The organism is Pseudomonas fortuita, from assembly GCF_026898135.2.
Taxonomy (GTDB): Bacteria; Pseudomonadota; Gammaproteobacteria; order Pseudomonadales; family Pseudomonadaceae; genus Aquipseudomonas; species Aquipseudomonas fortuita.
In genome coordinates, this window is sequence record NZ_CP114035.2 from 671228 (window position 1) to 688078 (window position 16851).

13 protein-coding genes are annotated in these 16851 nt (G+C 64.6%); 4 read left to right on the forward strand and 9 right to left on the reverse strand.

What is annotated here, in order from left to right; genetic code table 11:
* Positions 1-81: 81 nt before the first annotated feature.
* Positions 82-537, forward strand: coding sequence for an REP-associated tyrosine transposase (locus OZ911_RS03065; RefSeq protein ID WP_023047815.1), 456 nt, complete (start codon positions 82-84; stop codon positions 535-537).
* 122 nt (positions 538-659) lie between these two features.
* Here the strand turns inward: OZ911_RS03065 and OZ911_RS03070 are convergent, their stop codons facing one another.
* Positions 660-1997, reverse strand: a complete 1338-nt coding sequence (locus OZ911_RS03070; protein WP_023047816.1) for an MATE family efflux transporter — start codon at positions 1995-1997, stop codon at positions 660-662.
* Between the two features lie 278 nt (positions 1998-2275).
* Here OZ911_RS03070 and OZ911_RS03075 point away from each other — a divergent pair, with 278 nt between their 5' ends.
* Positions 2276-7177 (forward strand): alpha-2-macroglobulin family protein, encoded by a 4902-nt coding sequence (locus OZ911_RS03075; RefSeq protein ID WP_023047817.1) that lies wholly within the window; start codon positions 2276-2278, stop codon positions 7175-7177.
* A 164-nt stretch (positions 7178-7341) separates the two neighbouring features.
* On the opposite strand, the gene OZ911_RS03080 is transcribed toward OZ911_RS03075, so the two are convergent.
* Complete coding sequence (locus tag OZ911_RS03080; protein WP_016484746.1) at positions 7342-7635, reverse strand: hypothetical protein; 294 nt, start codon at positions 7633-7635, stop codon at positions 7342-7344.
* A 77-nt stretch (positions 7636-7712) separates the two neighbouring features.
* On the opposite strand from OZ911_RS03080, the gene pbpC reads away from it, so the two are divergent.
* Together pbpC and OZ911_RS03090 are read left to right on the forward strand one after the other, a co-directional pair.
* Positions 7713-10055: a peptidoglycan glycosyltransferase PbpC gene (gene pbpC, locus OZ911_RS03085; protein WP_060519225.1), complete on the forward strand. Its 2343-nt coding sequence runs from the start codon at positions 7713-7715 to the stop codon at positions 10053-10055.
* Between the two features lie 92 nt (positions 10056-10147).
* A complete protein-coding gene (locus OZ911_RS03090) occupies positions 10148-11812 on the forward strand; it encodes a ShlB/FhaC/HecB family hemolysin secretion/activation protein (RefSeq protein ID WP_023048316.1) in 1665 nt (554 codons plus the stop codon).
* Positions 11813-11953: 141 nt separating this feature from the next.
* Here OZ911_RS03090 and OZ911_RS03095 read toward each other — a convergent pair whose 3' ends face one another.
* The 7 genes from OZ911_RS03095 to OZ911_RS03125 form a co-directional block, all read right to left on the reverse strand.
* Entirely contained in the window at positions 11954-12730 is a 777-nt protein-coding gene (locus OZ911_RS03095) for a response regulator transcription factor (RefSeq protein ID WP_031312056.1), read from the reverse strand.
* Positions 12731-12849: 119 nt separating this feature from the next.
* Positions 12850-13320 carry an A24 family peptidase gene (locus OZ911_RS03100; protein WP_016484750.1) on the reverse strand — a complete coding sequence of 157 codons (471 nt, stop codon included), beginning with the start codon at positions 13318-13320 and terminating at the stop codon, positions 12850-12852.
* A gap of 317 nt (positions 13321-13637) precedes the next feature.
* Positions 13638-14207 carry a DUF4136 domain-containing protein gene (locus OZ911_RS03105; RefSeq protein WP_023048318.1) on the reverse strand — a complete coding sequence of 190 codons (570 nt, stop codon included), beginning with the start codon at positions 14205-14207 and terminating at the stop codon, positions 13638-13640.
* 19 nt (positions 14208-14226) lie between these two features.
* A complete protein-coding gene (locus OZ911_RS03110; protein WP_070086865.1) occupies positions 14227-14862 on the reverse strand; it encodes a DUF4136 domain-containing protein in 636 nt (211 codons plus the stop codon).
* A 20-nt stretch (positions 14863-14882) separates the two neighbouring features.
* Positions 14883-15632, reverse strand: a complete 750-nt coding sequence (locus OZ911_RS03115; RefSeq protein WP_016484753.1) for a methyltransferase — start codon at positions 15630-15632, stop codon at positions 14883-14885.
* Positions 15629-15934 (reverse strand): MazG-like family protein, encoded by a 306-nt coding sequence (locus OZ911_RS03120; RefSeq protein WP_016484754.1) that lies wholly within the window; start codon positions 15932-15934, stop codon positions 15629-15631. The genes OZ911_RS03115 and OZ911_RS03120 overlap by 4 nt, the downstream gene beginning before the upstream one ends.
* A 64-nt stretch (positions 15935-15998) precedes the next feature.
* Positions 15999-16850 carry a MaoC family dehydratase gene (locus OZ911_RS03125; protein WP_070086864.1) on the reverse strand — a complete coding sequence of 284 codons (852 nt, stop codon included), beginning with the start codon at positions 16848-16850 and terminating at the stop codon, positions 15999-16001.
* Position 16851: the final 1 nt, after the last annotated feature.

A 16851-nucleotide genomic window follows, 5' to 3' on the forward strand; every position in this document is an offset into this window, starting at 1 on the left:
CGTCACAACCGGTAAATATCCGGCCCTGGTCCATCGCACCAATGCCGCTACCTTTGAATGCAATGTTCAAAGGAGGACGACATGCAACGTCCAGGCTCCCATCGTTTACGTGGCGGTCGAGTGTCTGAATCCGGGCGCCTTTATCTGCTCACCACAACCACTCGTAACCGAACGCCGTTGTTCAAGAATTTTCGATTCGCCAGGACCGTGGTCCAGCAATTGCGGTTCAGTGAAGAGAGCAAGGCTTGTCGATCTCTGGCCTGGGTCTTGATGCCTGATCATCTTCACTGGCTTATCGAGCTTGGCCCGACGAACCTGGGGACGCTGATGTGTGGGTTCAAGTCCAGAAGCAGTTGTGCTTTGTACAAGGTGGGCGCTGACAGGCGACATATCTGGCAGACCAGCTTTCATGACCGGGCTCTGAGACGTGAGGAGGATGTCCGGGCGGTTGCCCGCTACATCATCGCCAATCCCATTCGGGCTGGCCTGGTCCGGCGAGCGGGCGAGTATCCGCATTGGGATTGTGTGTGGCTGTGAAACCGCAGGTGAGGGCTTCGCCCTCATTTCGCGACACAAGGCCGCTCCCACATTGACCGGCGTATGCAGGCCTTTTGTGGGAGCGGCCTTGTGTCGCGATGGGCCGCAAAGCGGCCCCAACATCACCGAATCCACTCACCCTTCTGCTGCAACCGCCACCCCACCCAGCCCAACGTCACCGCCCGCAACCCCATGAACCCGAGAAACGCCAACCACAACCCATGGTTGCCGAACCCGCTCATGGCCACCGCCACCGGCAGTGCAATCAGCACCGACACCAACATCGCATTGCGCATCTCCCGCGCCCGGGTCGCGCCGATGAACAGGCCGTCCAGCAGGTAACTCCACACCGCAATCAGCGGCAGCAACGCCAGGTACGGCAGGTACGGATAAGCCGCCGCCCTTACACCGTCGATGTCGGTCTGCAAGTCGATGAACAGGTGCCCACCCAGCAGGAACAACCCGGCAAACCCCAGACTGGTGATCAGCGACCAGCCGCAGGCCACCACCAGCGAACGGCGCAGGGTGTCGCGGTCGCGGGCGCCAATGGCATGGCCGCACAGCGCTTCCACAGCATGCGCCAAGCCGTCGAGTGCGTAGGCCGTCAGCAACAGGCCGTTGAGCAGCAGGGCGTTAGCCGCTACCGTGGCTTCACCCAGGCGCGCACCCTGCACGGTAATCAGCAGAAACACCAGTTGTAACGCCAGGCTACGCAGGAAAATATCGCGGTTTACCGCCAGCAGCGGGCGCCAGGCCTGCCAGCGTTTGAGCGCCGCCCATACGACTTGCCCCGGGTAGGCCCGCAGGGCCGGGCGGGTCAGGGCCAGGCCCAGCAGGGCTGCACTCCACTCGGCGATCACCGATGCCCGCGCCGAACCCAGTACACCCCAATCCAGCCCCAGGACGAACCACAGGTTCAAGACAATGTTCAGCAGGTTGGTCGTCAGCAGGATGGCCAGCGGTGCCCGGGCGTTCTGGGTCCCCAGAAACCAGCCAACCAGCGCGTAACTGGCCAACGCTGCAGGCAGCCCAAGCAGGCGCGTGTGGAAGAAGTCTTCGGTGGATTGCTGCAAGGCTGCGCTGGGTTGCATCGCATGAAGTGCAAGCTGGCTGAACGGCAGGGCCAGCAGGCCGATCACAACGGCAAAACCGACCGCCAGCAGCAACCCTTGCACCAGCACCTGGCGCAACGCTGCACCGTCACCACGGCCAGCGGCCTGAGCGGCGAAGCCGGTGGAGCCCATGCGCAGGAAGCCCATCAGGCCGACCATGAAGGTGAACAGCGTGGCGCCCACCGCCACGGCACCCAGCTGGTGGGCGTGGGGCAGGTGGCCGATGACCGTGCTGTCGACCAGCGCCACCAGCGGCACAGAGATGTTGGACAGGATCATCGGCGCAGCCAGCGCCCAGACCTTGTGATGGGTGGGGCGGTGGCGCCAGTCGGCAGCGAGTTGGGGCATTTGCATTCCATGAGACCTGGGGCCGTTGTGCGCCCCTCCGCGGGCTTGCCCGCTCCCACAGGAAAGTGTTGCTCTTGCGGCCGGCGCCAAACCTGTGGGAGCGGGCAGGCCCGCGAAGGGGCGCACAGCGGCCCCCTTTAACGAATGCCACAGTGTAACGACCGGCAACCATTTAGCGCGACCATGGTCTCACTTGCCGCGCAACGCCCGGGTGCTGCACCTGACGTTGAGCTATAGTTGCTGCCCTCACGTACACGCTGCCTAAGAGTTCCTACTCCATGTTCAACAAAGGATTGTTGCTGGCCTGCGCGCTGGCTTTGCTCAGTGCCTGTGACTCTTCGACGCCGGACAAACCGGCGCCGGTCGAGAAACCCGTAGCTACAGCGCCCGTCGAAACCCAAGCGCCCAAGCGCGAAGACCCTGCTGTGCTCGCCAAGCGCTACGAGGGCCGCGAGCTTGCGGTGCTGGATGTTTCTGAAGTGCAGCTCGATGGCGCGGCAACGCTGTCGATCAGCTTCTCCGCACCGCTGGATGCCAAGCAGGACTTCGCCACCAAGGTGCACCTGGTCGACACCGTCAAGGGTAAGCTCGACGGCGCCTGGGAACTCTCCGACAACCAGATGGAGCTGCGCCTGCGCCACCTGGAGCCGCAGCGCAAGCTGGTGCTGACCGTCGACAAGGGCTTGCTCGCGGTCAACGGCAAGCAACTGGACAGCGAGTCGGTCACCCGCCTGGAAACCCGCGACATGCAGCCGACCATCGGCTTTGCCAGCCGCGGTTCGCTGCTGCCCACGCGCCTGGCCGAAGGCCTGCCGGTGATTGCCCTGAACGTCGACAAAGTCGATGTCGAGTTCTTCCGCGTCAAGCCGCAGATGCTCTCGACCTTCCTCGCCAGCTGGGGGCGCAACAGCAGCCTGTACTACTACCAGTCCAAGGAAACCCTGGACATGGCCGAGCTGGTCTACAGCGGCCGCTTCGACCTCAACCCCGCCCGTAACACCCGCGAAACCGTGCTGCTGCCCATCGCCGGCATCAAGCCGCTGCAGGACCCGGGCGTGTACCTGGCGGTGATGCGTGCCTCGGGCACCTATGACTACTCGCAGCCAGCGACCCTGTTTACCCTCAGCGACATCGGCGTATCGGCGCACCGGTACCGCGACCGCATTGACGTGTTCGCCCAGGCGCTGGAAGGCGGCAAGGCGCTGAACGGCGTCAACCTCGAAATCCATGACGAGAAGGGCAAGTTGCTGGCCCAGGCAAGCACTGACGGCAAAGGCCACGCTCAGCTGCCGATCACGCCCAAAGCCGATACCCTGATCGCCACCCAAGGTGTGCACACCACGCTGTTGCGCCTGAACACCGCCGGCCTGGACCTGGCCGAGTTCGACATCACTGGGCCCCAGGCCAACCCGCTGCAGTTTTTCATCTTCGGCCCGCGTGACCTGTACCGCCCAGGCGAAACAGTACTGCTCAACGGCCTGCTGCGTGACCAGGACGGCAAGCCTGTCAAAGCCCAGCCGGTGAGCGTGGAAGTGCGTCGCCCGGATGAGCAGGTAAGCCGCAAGTTTGTCTGGGAAGCCGACAGCAATGGCTTGTACCAATACCAGTTGCAACTGGCCACCGAGGCACCCACTGGGCGTTGGCAACTGCTGCTGGACCTGGGGGGCGGGCGCAAGCAGGTGTATGAGTTTCTTGTCGAAGACTTCCTGCCCGAGCGCCTGGCGCTGGAACTGAAGGGCAGCAGCACGCCGCTGTCGCCCGAGGAGGATGCGCGCATCCAGGTCAATGGCCGTTACCTCTATGGCGCCCCGGCTGCCGGTAATCGCCTGAGTGGCCAGGCCTATGTGCGCCCCCTTCGCGAGGCGGTGCCGGCGCTGCCTGGCTACCAGTTTGGCTCGGTCACCGAAACCGAGCTGAACCAGGACCTTGAGCTGGACGAAGTGACGCTCGATCAGGCCGGCAAGGCGGTGATCGACATCGAAAGCCGCTGGGCCGAAGCCCGCTCGCCGCTGCAACTGACCGTGCAGGCCAGCCTGCAGGAGTCGGGTGGCCGGCCAATCACCCGGCGTCTGGAGCAACCTGTCTGGCCAGCCGAGCGCCTGCCGGGCCTGCGTGGCCTGTTCGATGGCGAGGAAACCAATAGCGACGGGCCGGTGGAATTCGAGTTCCTGGTGGCCGACCGCGATGGCAACAAACTGGCGGCCAACGACCTCAAGGTGCGGCTGATCCGCGAGCGCCGTGACTACTACTGGAACTACTCGCAGAGCGACGGCTGGAGCTACGCCTACAACGAGAAGTTCCTGACCCAGAACGAAGAGACAGTCAGCGTCAAGGCGGGCTCCACGGCCAAGCTGAGCTTCCAGGTTGAATGGGGGCCGTACCGCGTCGAAGTGGAAGACCCGCAGACCGGCCTTGTGTCCAGCGAGCGGTTCTGGGCCGGCTATCGCGCCCAGGACAACGCTGAAGGCGGCGCCGTGCGCCCGGATCAGGTCAAGCTGGCCCTGGATAAGCCGTCATACGCCGACGGTGCCACGGCCAAGGTCACCGTCACCCCACCCGCCGCTGGCAGCGGCTACCTGATGATCGAGTCCAGCGATGGCCCGTTGTGGTGGCAGGAAATCGAAGTGCCCGCCGAGGGTAAGGCTTTCGATGTGCAACTGGACAAAGCCTGGGCACGCCACGACCTGTACATCAGCGCGCTGGTGATCCGCCCGGGTGAGCGCAAGGCCAACGCCACCCCCAAACGTTCAGTAGGCGTGCTGCACCTGCCACTGGACCGCGCCGAGCGCAAGCTGGCGGTGAGCCTGCAGGCACCTGAGAAAATGCGTCCGAAACAGCCGCTGACCGTGAAGGTCAAGGCCGCGAATGCTGATGGCAGCGTACCCAAGCAGGTGCATGTGCTGTTGTCGGCGGTGGATGTGGGCATCCTCAACATCACCGATTTCAAAACCCCCGACCCGTTTGCCAGCCTGTTCGTGCGCAAGGCGTACGGTGCCGACCAACTGGACATCTACGGCCAGCTGATCGAAGCCGGGCAGGGCCGCCTTGCCAGCCTGGCGTTTGGTGGTGATGCGGCGATGGCCAAGGGCGGCAAGCGGCCTAACACCACGGTCACCATCGTCGCCCAGCAGAGCCTGCCGGTGACGCTGGACGACAAGGGTGAGGGCCAGGCCACGGTCGATATCCCTGACTTCAACGGCGAGCTGCGCTTGATGGCCCAGGCTTGGACCGAAGAGCACTTCGGCATGGCCGAAGGCAAGACCGTGGTTGCTGCGCCGCTGATTGCCGAGCTTTCGGCCCCTCGCTTCCTGGCCGGTGGCGACCGCACCAGCCTGGCACTGGACCTGGCCAACCTGTCGGGCCGTGCCCAGCAACTGAACGTTGAAATCACCACCGAAGGGCAACTGAGCCTGGCCACCAATGCCGTGCAGACCGTCGCCCTGGCCGAGGGGCAGCGTTCGACCCTGATGATTCCGGTGCAGGCCCAGGGTGGTCTGGGGCAGGGCAAGGTGCATGTGCGGGTCACTGGCCTGCAACTGCCGAACGAGCCGACCACCGCGTTCGAACGTGAGTGGACGCTGGGCGTGCGCCCGGCCTACCCGGCAATGCTCAAGCACTACCGCGTGGCCTTGAAGGATCAGCCATGGACACTGCCCGAAGCAGACCTGGCTGCGTTCGAACCCGCTGGCCTGGAGGCCAGCCTGGCCTTGTCGAGCCGGCCGCCGTTGAACCTGGCCGAGCAGATCCGTGCGCTGGAGGCGTACCCTTACGGTTGCCTGGAGCAAACCACCAGCGGCTTGTATCCGTCGCTGTACGCGGACGCTGACAGCCTCAAGCGCCTGGGTATCAAGGGCGAGCCGGCGGATGTGCGCAAGCGCAAGATTGAAATGGGTATCGAGCACCTGCTGGGCATGCAGCGCTACAACGGCAGCTTTGGCCTGTGGAGTTCGGACAGCGAAGAGGAGTACTGGCTGACCGCCTACGTTACCGACTTCCTCTTGCGTGCCCGTGACCAGGGTTATGGCGTGCCGGCCGAAGCGCTGAAGAAAGCCAGCGAGCGCCTGTTGCGCTACCTGCAGGAGCGCAACCTGATCGAAGTCGACTACAGCGAAAACGCCGACCATACCCGCTTTGCCGTGCAGGCCTACGCGGCGCTGGTGCTGTCGCGCAGCCAGCAAGCGCCGTTGGGTGCGCTGCGTGGCCTGTTCGAGCGCCGTGCCGATGCCCGCTCGGGCTTGCCGCTGGTGCAACTGGCGGTGGCGCTGGACAAGATGGGCGACAAACCGCGCGCCGAGCAAGCTTTGCAGGCGGGCCTGGGCATCAGCCGTGGCAAAGGCTGGATGGCCGATTACGGCAGCGCCCTGCGTGACCAGGCGCTGATATTGGCATTGCTGCAGGAGAGCAACCTGGCCAGCAGCCAGGTCGACCAGCGCCTGTTCGCCTTGTCGGATGAACTGGCGGCCAACCGCTGGCTGTCGACCCAGGAGCGCAATGCACTGTTCCTGGCCGGCCGTGGCCTGCTGGGCAAGCCGGAAGGCAAGTGGCAGGCACGCCTGGACAGTGCGGGCGAGGTCCGCGCGCTCAACAACGCCGAGGCCGGCATGAAGCTGGAAGGCCCGTTGCTGGCCTCGCCACTGAGCGTACAGAACGAAGGCAGCGGGACGCTGTACCAGCAACTGACCTTGTCCGGTTACCCACGCCAGGCACCTGCGGCCGGCGGCAATGGTATGCAGATTCGTCGTGAGTACCTGGGCATGAACGGCCAGGCGCTGGACCTGCACAACCTGCGCAGTGGCGACCTGGTGTTGGTACACCTGGCGCTCAAGGCCGAAGACCGAGTGCCAGATGCACTGGTGGTCGACCTGCTGCCGGCCGGCCTGGAGCTGGAAAACCAGAACCTGGCGCAAAGCGCCGCGAGCCTGGACAATGCCAGCAGCGCTGTGAAGGAATGGCGCGAGTCGATGCAGAACGCCAGCGTGGTGCATCAGGAGTACCGTGATGACCGTTATGTTGCAGCGCTCAAGCTCGATCGCTACGGCACCACCCACCTGCTGTACCTGGCGCGGGCAGTAACCCCGGGCACTTACCGTGTGCCGCCGCCGCAGGTCGAGTCGATGTACCGGCCGAACCTGCAGGCCGTGGGGGATGGGCAGGGTGAAATGACCGTAAAAGCCCGCTAGAGACCCGCTCTACACGGACCATGTGGGAGCGGCCTTGCGTCGCGGAAGGGCCGCAAAGCGGCCCCGGCAATTCAAGCGGCGAAGCTGAAAGCCTGGGGCTGCTGTGCAGCCCTTTCGCGACGCAAGGCCGCTCCCACAAACACCGCGCAGATCAGCTGAGTCATTCAGTGAATCACCCAGCTCATCACCCACAGCCCCAGCACCAGCCAGATAATCCCGAGGATGATCGAGGCGCGCATGAACGCGCGGATTGCCGAGTACAGCAGCATCAGGCCGATGATCAGGGCCAGGATGCTGACCAGCGAGGTATCCATGCCCAGCGTGCGCGCCAGGCCGTCAATGAAATTGCCACCGGCATTGGCCAGCAGGTTGAACAGCCCGCTCAATGCGTCGACGATGACGCGGATCAACGACCCCAGTGCCTGGCCCAGCCACTCGAAAAAACCTTCTACATGCATAGTTGCTTCCTGATGAACGAATTGGCGAGGTTGCCGTTCCCAAGCCTTTGGCCATTACCTGGCCAGGTCGGTTCCCGATGCCAAGCTTAGCGCGTGCGGGCAGGCTGTTGCGCGCCACGCTGTTTGGCCTGTTGGTGTTGTGCGGCCTGTTGTGGCTGGCTGACCGCCTTTGGCCGCTGCCGTTGCCGGGCGACGATCTGGCCCGGGTAGTGCTGGCCGAAGACGGCACGCCCTTGTGGCGGTTTGCCGATGCCGAGGGGGTGTGGCGCTACCCGGTCAGCCCCGACCAGGTATCGCCGTTGTACCTGCAGGCCTTGCTGACTTACGAAGACCGCTGGTTCTACCGTCACCCTGGGGTCAACCCGTTGGCCTTGGCACGTGCGGCCTGGCTGAACCTGCGGGGTGGGCGTGTGGTGTCGGGTGGCAGTACGCTGTCGATGCAGGTGGCACGGCTGCTTGATCCGCATGACCGTACCCTGGCCGGCAAACTGCGCCAGCTGTGGCGTACGCTGCAACTGGAGTGGCACCTGTCCAAGCGCGAGATCCTGCAGATTTACCTGGACCGCGCGCCTTTCGGCGGCACCTTGCAGGGTGTGGCCGCAGCCAGCTGGGCGTACCTGGGCAAGTCACCCATGCACTTGACCCCGGCCGAGGCGGCGCTGCTGGCGGTGCTGCCCCAGGCACCCAGCCGGCTGCGCCCGGATCGCCACCCCGAGCGTGCCCAGCGTGCCCGGGACAAGGTGCTGCAGCGCCTGGCCGAATACCAGGTGTGGCCTGCGCAGCAAATCCGCGAGGCAGCCGAAGAGCCGCTGGTGCTGGCGCCACGCCAGGAGCCAGCCCTGGCACCCTTGCTCGCCCGGCGCCTGAACAGCGCCGACAGCCCGCCGCTGATCCGCACCACGCTCGATGCAGCGTTACAGCGGCGCCTGGAAGACTTGCTGCTGGGCTGGCGCGCGCGGCTGCCGGAGCGCACCTCTGCCGCCATCCTGGTGGTCGAGGCGCAGACCATGGCGGTGCGTGCCTACCTGGGTTCGATCGAGCTGGCCGACGAGCGCCGTTTCGGGCACGTCGACATGGTGCGCTCGCTACGCTCGCCCGGTTCCACGCTCAAACCGTTTCTTTACGGTATGGCGCTGGACGATGGCCTGATCCATTCCGAATCGTTGTTGCAGGATGTGCCACGCCGTTATGGTGACTATCGCCCCGGTAACTTCTCGATGGGCTTTAGCGGGCCCGTGTCGGCCAGCTCGGCGCTGGCCCTGTCCCTCAACCTGCCGGCAGTGCAATTGCTGGAGGCCTATGGCCCGAAACGCTTTGCCGCGCAGCTGCGCATGGCGGGCATGCCACTGGCATTGCCGCCCTTGGCCGAGCCTAACCTGTCGCTGATCCTGGGCGGTGCGGGCAGCCGCCTGGAGGACCTGGTGGGTGGCTACGCGGCGCTGGCGCGGGGTGGCAACAGTGCACGGGTGCGCTTGCAGCCACAGGAGCCACTGGTGGAACGCCGGCTGCTGTCCCCCGGGGCGGCGTGGATCATCCGGCGCATCCTCAGTGGCCAGGCGCGCCCCGACCGCGACCCGCATGCCGAGCTGGTACAGCGCCCGCAACTGGCCTGGAAAACGGGCACCAGCTATGGCTTTCGCGATGCCTGGTCGATTGGCGTGGGCCCGCGCTATCTGATCGGCGTGTGGATCGGCCGCCCCGATGGCACGCCGGTACCCGGCCAGTTCGGCCTGGCGTCGGCGGCGCCGCTGATGCTGCAGGTGCATGACCTGCTGAGCAACCGCGACAGCCAGCGCGGCATCAGCACACCGGTGGAGCGGGTGCCGGCGAATGTCGGTGTGGCGGCGATCTGCTGGCCGCTGGGCCAGCCGATGAGCAAACAGGACCCCAACTGCCGGCGTCAGCGTTTTGCCTGGACCCTGGACGGCACCACGCCCCCGACGCTGCAAGCCGCCGACCAGCCGCTTGGCCTGGGCTTGCGTGAAAGCGTGTGGGTCAACGAGCAGGGGTTGCGCGTCGATGGCGGCTGCCCAGGCGCCAAGGCTCGCGACATCGCCTTGTGGCCGGCCCCGCTGGAACCTTGGTTGCCCCGCGTCGAGCGGCGCGCGGCGCGGCTGCCGGCCATCGACCCGACCTGCCCACCGCAGGTGCCGGCCAGCGCGCCGCCGCTGTCGATCGTCGGCGTGCGCCCGGGTGACAACCTGCGCCAACCGGCTACCAGCAGCGAGCCGTTGCAACTGCATGTGTCGGCCTTGGGCGGTGGCGGCCGACGCTGGTGGTTCCTCAATGGTCAGCCACTGGGCGAGACCCAGGGGCAGGACAGCCTGCTGGTGCGCTTGCCGCAGGCCGGGCAGGCCGAGCTCAGTGCGCTGGATGAAAGCGGCGAGACGGCGAGGGTGGCGTTCCAGGTCAGCGAGTAGGCGTTCGACGGCAGCCGGGCCAGCACCTACGCTTGCAAATGACGGGTGTGACCGGCTGGTGCCCCGCAACCCGTGGGAACGTGGAGCGCCCTATGCGTCCTCTGGCCGTGCCCTTGTTGTTGCTGCCTTGGGCGCTTGCGGCCCAAGCCGGGTCGTTGCCGGGTTTTCTCGACAGCCATGAGTACGAACGGCGCCTGCCCGACACTGATCTGCCGGTGGACACCTACCGGCCCGTCAGCCCCAACCTGCGATTGCCTGGGCCCAGCGCCGATAGCCTGGCCTGGGCGCCTGCGGATACGCGCGTGATGCTGCACAAGGTGCGTTTCGAAGGCGGTACGGTGTTCCCCCTGAGCGACTTGCGCGAGCACTACCAGCCGCTGATCGGGCACCTCATCACGCTTGGTGAGTTGCAGCAGTACACCGAGCGCCTGACCGAGCGCTATCGGCAGGAGGGGTACCTGCTTTCCTACGCCTACCTGCCCCCTCAGGACTTGGCCGATGGCCGGGTCAATGTCGTGTTGGTCGAAGGTTACATTCGGGACTATCACGTGGCCGGCGATATCGGCCCGGCCAGTGACTATTTGCAGCAGCTGCTGGCGCGGCTGAAAGCCGAGCGCCCGCTGACCCAGGAAACGCTGGAGCGCTACCTGGGGCTCGCCGAACGCCTGCCAGGTGTCTCCATAGAGGCTGAGCTGGCCGTGGCGCAAACCGCTGACGGTGCAGCCCGCCTGAACGTGCAGGCGCGGCGCAAGGCGTTCAACGCCGCCGTTATCGTGACCGACTCCAGTCGCGACGATCCACAGGCGCTGCTGACGGCAAGCAGCAATGCCCAGACCCGCTTGGCCGAACAGTTCAAGGCCAGCCTGTTGCTGCCGCCGGGGGATGACCAGGTCCATTACCAGCGGCTGGACTACAGCCAGTACCTTGACGCTGCCGGTAGCCAACTGCTGCTGTCGGCTTCGCGCTACCGCAGTGATCCGGGCACGCGTATTCGCCTGGACGATGGCCGTGACATTACCCGCAAGCGCGACAGTGAACGCTATGCGGTGGGCCTGCGCCAGCCAGTGATTGTCAGGGCGGATGAATGGATGGCTGTGCAGGGGCACTTGTATGCGGTCAGTGAGCACGTCGAAGACGCACTGGGTGGGCAGCCTTCGGTACGGGACTACGACACCGGTGTGCGCGCGGTTTCCTTTGAGGGTGACTGGCGCACAGTGGAAGGCAGGCGCCTGCGTATTGTCAGTGCCGGGGTCTATCAGGGGCTGGATTACCTGGGCGCGCGCAGCGACGCCGGCTACGACATGGACTTTCTGCGGCTCAGGTTGTCGGGGCTGCAAAGTGACCCGCTGTCGCCGCGTTGGCAGGGCGAAGTGTCGGGGGCGTTGTACTGGAGTGACGACCGGCTGCCCGACAGCGAACGGGCTGGCTTTGGTGGGCAGCATTTCGGCCGTGGCTACCCGCGTGACCAGGCAGAGGGCGACAAGGGTTGGGGCGTATCTTACGAGCTGAACTACAGCCTGCGAGATCACGGGCTTGGGTTGGTTCAGCCCTATGCGGCAGTGGATATGGCGCAGGCCTGGCATAACCGGGGCGCGGTGGAGGATGCGCACTTGGCTTCGGCGGCACTTGGCGTACGGTTGGGGGATGGACGCTACTTCAACGTTGCGCTGGAGGTGGCGAAGCCTTTGGCGGATGTGGCGTTGGACAGCCTGGACCGCGGCCCCCGGCTGACCCTGAGTTTGGCTTTTCAAATGTAGGGGGGCGCTTTGCGCCCCTTTCGCGACACAAGGCCGCTCCCACAGGTCCCCCGCTATCCTGAGGGTTGCGCGGTGCCTGTGGGAGCGGCCTTGTGTCGCGATGGGCTGCAAAGCAGCCCCGGCAATCTCCAAGCAAACCCCTCAATGGGTAGTAAACCTCAGATGTACCGGCGATGAGCTGGGCGTCAGCGCCAATGCCAGCTGGGTACGGTTGTGCATGTGGGTCAGGCGCAAGACTTGCGACACATACAGCTTGACGGTGTTTTCGGTAATGCCCAGTTCGCAGGCGATCTGGTAATTGGTCTTGCCCTTGCTTACCAGGCGCGCCACCTCCAGCTGGCGTGGTGACAGTTTCTCGAACGCTGCTGGCAGCTCACTTTCGCTTTCTTCAGCATCAGTGGCACGCCGGTGCGTCCCTTGACCACGGGCTTTTTCCAGGTCCTGATACAGTTCGTCCACCGACTCGGCCAGCTCCTGCAAACGCTGGTTCAATCCCCCAAGGTCACGGAGGTTGCGCTGGCGCTCCAGCAAGGCCTCTTCCTGCCGGCGTACGCCTTCCAGCAGTTCATCAAGGTCCATCGGTTTCTGGTAGTAGTCGGCAAAGCCTTCGCGTAGCGCCCGGATCACGTCCTGTTTATCGGCACGACCCGTCAACATGATGGCCTCGAACATGCGCTGGCTGCCGTTGAGCTCCTTCAAGGCGCGCACCAGCTCGATGCCATCGCGATCCGGCATGTGCAGGTCACAGATGAGCAGGCCTATAGCCGGGTCTGACACATAGTGCTCGATGGCTTCGTCGGTTGAGTGGGCTGCTACGCAGACATAGCCCTTGGTTTCGAGGAATTCACTCAGCTGTTCGACAATGACCGGTTGGTCATCAACCACCAATACCTTCACTTCACTCACTGGTCTGGACACAATCAACTCCCTGTTCTTATACGGCCCTGCTCCCGTGCCAGACACGCTGGCAGTTTAAAAATAGTCGCACTTTGCGTTTATGTACAAGTTATGTACAAGGCATGGGACCACGGGAGGGATTATTGGATCCACACAGCCGTTAGAAGAAAACCTGCTAACACATAGGGTACAAATGCCTGTTTGTCGCCCATTTCTTCGGTCAGGGCCTGTAATCGCTTTTTCACCTTAGGGTTGAGCAGCGTCCACAGGCGCCGACGGGTGAGCAGCCAGACCAGCACGCTGACACCGGCACCGATGAAGGTACCGAGCACGTATTGCGGGCTGGTGGCCAGCGCCAGGGCGCCCATCAGCTTGACGTCGTCGGCACCGAACCGGCCGAGCATGTAGCCGGGCAAGGTCAGCAGCATGACGATGGCCAGCGCCCAGCCGGCATCGCTGGGCTCGGCACCGATCCAGCTGTGGCCGGTGGCGAACAGCCAGACCAGGGCGCCGGCAGCCACGCCCAGGGTCAGCAGGTTGGATATCTGGCGTTGACGCACATCCTGTTCGGAGCACAAGGCAAGCCACAGCAGGAGAACAATGCTTTGCATTGGCAGGTCGCCTTTCCCAAATGTTGAACACATCTACCCGGTCAGTCAGGTTTCCTTATGTGAAGATAGACAAGAACCTGCGCACGAGTGGCGTTGGAAAGGCAAAAAAGGCGGGGTCAAAATGGATTTTGTCGCTCATGACACCGTTCCGGTGGGTGCTACTGCCTTGTTCGACATTCAAAAGCTGGCGCGGTCACAGTGGGAGCGGGCGCGCCCGCGAAAACGGGCGAAGCCCGTGCCATGCACCGCGGTGTCTGCTTCGCGGGCATGCCCGCTCCCACAGGCGTTGCGGTGCATGCTAAAGCCGCGTTTGAATGTTACTTCTTGCTACCCGGCGGGTAGTTGGCCAGCACCTTGCTCACAGTGTTTTGAATGGCGCTGTTGCGTTCTTCCGGGCTTGGCGGGTAGTTGTTCATGATTTGCTCGGCACTGCCCCGCCACACCAGCTTGCCGTCACGCCCGTCGAACATGTCGACCTGAATGGTGGCGACCTTGTAGTCGACACTGCGGGTTTCGTTGTACATCGGGCCGCCCCAGTAGCCGCCCCAGTAGCCCCCCCAGCCACCGCCGTAGTTGGTGGTGATCTGTTGCTGGCGCTGCTCCACGATCAGGTATGTGCGTACGGTCAGGTCAGGCCGTGCTCCCCCTTGTACCGGGCGCAGGCCGCGCTGGTCGAGCTGGCCAGCCACCGCCTGGCGGATGCGCTGTTCGGTGAGGTCGCTTTTTATGCGTGGGTCGTCCGGGCGGTACTGCAGGCCCGGCTCCTGCCATGCCCAGCTGCGGTAGGCGGCAAAATCGCGGCTGGCATCGAAGTCCTGCTGGACATTATTGCTGGAGCAGGCGGCAAGCAATAACGCGAATGACAGTAGAAGGAGACGGCGCAACATGATGGTTCTCCGTTAGCGATTAACTGGGAGGATAGCCGCTGAGCGCCTTGTGCACAGAATCGCGCAAGGCGCTTTCGCGTTCACGGGGCGAGTCCTTGTCGCTGCTGCTTTCGGCACTGGCGCTCCACACCGGCTGGCCGCTGCGGGCGTCGTACAGGTCGATGCGCACCACCATCACCTCAACCTCATAGGTGCGCACGATGGGCACGCTGGCATAGCCGCCGTAGCCATGGCGATAGCCGCCATAGCCGACACCACCGTAGGGGTAGGGGCCGTAGTAGGGGTCGTAGGTGTCGTAGTCACGCACCTGGCGCAAGCGTTTTTCCAGGCGCATGTTGGCGCTGACCAGCAAATCGCCGGAGGCCCCTCGGGCAGGGCGCAGGCCATGCTGGTCGAGTGCGCCACTGACGGCATCGGCCAGTTGCGCCGGGTCGGCATTGGCCGAGCCGCTGGGCAGCTGGCCGTTGCGCCAGCTCCAGCTGCGGTAGTGCCCGTAATCCCGGGCGGGCGCCGGGTAGGCGCTGGCGTCGAAGGTGGTCGCCGCCTGGGCGGGGGCGGGGGGCAACGGGCGGCTGCTGGCCACATAGGGGTTGCTGCCCTGGCAGGCAGCCAAGGCAAGCGGCAGCAGGGCCAGGCACAGCAGACGGTACGGCATGTATCCTCCCGGCGGGCGGGTCAACGGGGGCGGCAGACCCAGTGCAGGTAACGGCCAAGCCCGGCGAAGCCGGGGTGGCGGCGGTAAGCCAGTTCCATTTCCAGCAGGTCGAGCAGCTCGGCCTTGCCCTGGAAGTCTTTGGGCATGTAATCGTGGAACACCCGCACGCCGCTCTCACTTTCAACCTGCCACATAGAATCAAGTTGCGCCTTGAGCTCGCGTGGATCAAGGGGTTTTTGCGGGGTCAGGCTCTGCTTTTCACCTTCCAGCCGGTTGCTGCGCAATTTGCGGAAATGGCCCTTGAGCAGGTTGCGATAAACCAGCGCGTCGCGGTTGTAGAAGGCCAGTGACAGCCACCCCGAAGGGGCCGTGAGCTGGTGCAGCACGGGCAGGATGCTTTCGGGCTCTGCCAGCCATTCGAGAACAGCATGGCACAGCACCAGGTCGTAGGGCTCGGTCAGTTGGCCGAGCAGGTCTTGCCAAGGGGCCTGGATGAACGTGGCGCTTTGGCCGGCCTCGGCAAAGCGCGCCCGGGCGCTGTCGAGCATAGGGGCGGCGGGTTCGGCCAGGGTCAGGTGGTGGCCGCGCTGGGCAAGCCACAAGGCCATGTGGCCCAGCCCTGCGCCGATATCGAGGATGCGCAGCGGGCGATCGGGCAGCGCCTCGGCCAGGTCGGCCTGCAGCACGGCCAGACGAATCGCGCCCTTGGCGCCGCCGTAGATCTTCTCGGCAAAGCGGGTGGCCAGCTCATCGAAGTGACGGTCGTTCATCGGGCGAAGCGCCTCTCGCTGTCGGCCAGCTTGGCCCGCACCACCTGGTCCATGTCCAGGCCCAGCTCGCTGCACAGCAGCAACAGGTAGAGCACAACATCACCGACTTCCTGGCCGGCGTGGGCGAGTTTGTCGGCAGGCAGCTGGCGCGATTGGTCTTCGCTCAGCCACTGGAAGATTTCCACCAGCTCGGCCATTTCGACGCTGGCCGCCATGGCCAGGTTCTTTGGGCTGTGGAAGCCGCGCCAGTCATTCTCGTCGCGGATCTTGTGCAGGCGTTGGGTGAGTTCTTGCAGGTTCATCGGGGGTCTCCTAATGCTGCATAGCTTCGGCCCAGGCCCGATGCAAAGCAAGCGCAGACCGCTTCTACAGGGGAGCCCAGCGCCCGACCATATGCAGCACCCCGGCATGCCCATCCAGCCGCAACGCCCCCACAGGCCCTGCCTCACTGGCACTGAGCACCATCTCCGAAGGCAGCCTCACCGGTTTGCGAAAATCCACTTCAAAGGCATAGCCGCTGTGCGGCAGGTGCCCGCGCAGTGCCGCCAGGGCCATGGCCTTGCTCCACATGCCATGGGCAATGGCCGTAGGAAAGCCGAACAGTCGCGCACTGGCGGCACTGAGGTGGATAGGGTTGTAGTCACCGCACACCTTGGCATAACGCCGGCCTATGTCACTGTCGGCGTACCAGCGGGTGGCCTCGGGCAATGGCTCAGGTTCAACGTCGGCAGGCTCGCCTGCTTCGCCCTCCAGCTTCAAGCCGCGCACCAGCATGCGGCTGGTCTCGCGCCAGAGCAGGCCAATGCCGTCGTTTGCCTCGGTAACCAGGTCGAAGGTGCCGCCCTTGGCATGTGCCTGCAGGTTGTGTGCATACACGGCAAAGCGCAGCCCTTCGATACCACCAAGCGGGCGCAGCACCTCTATGCGGTTGTGCAGATGCACCAGGCCGAGCAGCGGGAAAGGGAAGCCTGGGGCGGTCATCAACTGCAGCTGGAGCGTGAATGCCATGATATGGGGATACGTGCCCGGCAAGCGGCCATCGTCGGTGAAGTGGCAAAGCCGTCGATAAGCTGCCAGGTTGCCCGGCTGAACCGGAATGAAACAGCGCAGGCCATCGTCCGGCAAGCGGTCACCGCTGATGCCGCGCTTGCTGGCTGCACGCAGGTACAGGCTGGCGCGGGTAGCCGGGCTTTGCAGGTCGTGCCAGCTTCTGCTCATG

What these genes read in the sequence shown, in the direction of transcription:
- OZ911_RS03110 (WP_070086865.1), bottom strand. Translation starts at nt 14,862, where the DNA reads ATGCCGTACCGTCTGCTGTGCCTGGCCCTGCTGCCGCTTGCCTTGGCT.
- OZ911_RS03065 (WP_023047815.1), top strand. Translation starts at nt 82, where the DNA reads ATGCAACGTCCAGGCTCCCATCGTTTACGTGGCGGTCGAGTGTCTGAA.
- OZ911_RS03120 (WP_016484754.1), bottom strand. Translation starts at nt 15,934, where the DNA reads ATGAACCTGCAAGAACTCACCCAACGCCTGCACAAGATCCGCGACGAG.
- OZ911_RS03075 (WP_023047817.1), top strand. Translation starts at nt 2,276, where the DNA reads ATGTTCAACAAAGGATTGTTGCTGGCCTGCGCGCTGGCTTTGCTCAGT.
- OZ911_RS03115 (WP_016484753.1), bottom strand. Translation starts at nt 15,632, where the DNA reads ATGAACGACCGTCACTTCGATGAGCTGGCCACCCGCTTTGCCGAGAAG.
- OZ911_RS03070 (WP_023047816.1), bottom strand. Translation starts at nt 1,997, where the DNA reads ATGCCCCAACTCGCTGCCGACTGGCGCCACCGCCCCACCCATCACAAG.
- OZ911_RS03090 (WP_023048316.1), top strand. Translation starts at nt 10,148, where the DNA reads ATGCGTCCTCTGGCCGTGCCCTTGTTGTTGCTGCCTTGGGCGCTTGCG.
- OZ911_RS03125 (WP_070086864.1), bottom strand. Translation starts at nt 16,850, where the DNA reads ATGAGCAGAAGCTGGCACGACCTGCAAAGCCCGGCTACCCGCGCCAGC.
- OZ911_RS03100 (WP_016484750.1), bottom strand. Translation starts at nt 13,320, where the DNA reads ATGCAAAGCATTGTTCTCCTGCTGTGGCTTGCCTTGTGCTCCGAACAG.
- pbpC (WP_060519225.1), top strand. Translation starts at nt 7,713, where the DNA reads ATGCCAAGCTTAGCGCGTGCGGGCAGGCTGTTGCGCGCCACGCTGTTT.
- OZ911_RS03105 (WP_023048318.1), bottom strand. Translation starts at nt 14,207, where the DNA reads ATGTTGCGCCGTCTCCTTCTACTGTCATTCGCGTTATTGCTTGCCGCC.
- OZ911_RS03080 (WP_016484746.1), bottom strand. Translation starts at nt 7,635, where the DNA reads ATGCATGTAGAAGGTTTTTTCGAGTGGCTGGGCCAGGCACTGGGGTCG.